This window comes from Photorhabdus akhurstii (assembly GCF_018448925.1).
Lineage (GTDB): Bacteria > Pseudomonadota > Gammaproteobacteria > Enterobacterales > Enterobacteriaceae > Photorhabdus > Photorhabdus akhurstii.
The window spans coordinates 1-664 of the sequence record NZ_RCWE01000114.1 but is presented as its reverse complement, the minus strand read 5'-3'; the positions used below and the strand labels follow the sequence as shown (position 1 = coordinate 664).

The window sequence follows — 664 nt, the reverse complement described above, 5'->3', positions numbered from 1 at the left end:
CGGCAATGGCGAATGCGTTGGCTAAGACGGTCTTTGAAGGGAAAAGCGCCGATTTGACCGATACACAGGGCTACGGCCGCCTGATAGCCGCCAGTCTGGGGGGACAATGGCGGGGTTTTGGTCAGGCAATGTTTGTGGAGCCGTTAACGCAGGCGTGGCAGGGCGTACTGAAACCGGCGGAAGCGAATCTGAATGCCCAGTGGCGGACGGCGATAGTGGACAACTGGAACCGGGCATTCACTGGCCGTTACCCGTTTGCCAGAGGGGAAAGTGAAATCTCATTGCCGATGCTGGGGCAGTTTATCCGGTCGGATTCGGGGCGGATAGAGCAGTTTTTGACGCGTCAGTTAGGCGGAATAGTGCATAAAGCGGGGAACCAGTGGGTGGTGGATGAGGTGAATGGTCAGGGCGTGCAGGTTAACCCGGATTTTTTGAAAGCGATAAATCAGCTCAGTCAGCTATCGGACCTGTTGTTTGCCGATGGCAGTCAGGGGCTGCGGTTTGAACTGCGGGCCAAACCGGTGCGGGATGTAGCGGAAACCGACCTGACGATAGATGGACAGCAATTGCGCTATTTTAACCAGATGGAAAGCTGGCAGAGTTTTCGCTGGCCGGGCGAGACCGATGAACCGGGGGTGACGCTGATGTGGACCAGTGTCAATAC

The 664-nt window shown here is 56.5% G+C and carries 1 protein-coding gene; it reads left to right on the top strand.

The genetic code is table 11. The features are described from left to right. Positions 1-664: type VI secretion IcmF C-terminal domain-containing protein (locus tag EAE93_RS23985; RefSeq protein WP_332009642.1), on the top strand; the 664-nt coding region annotated here is incomplete at both ends.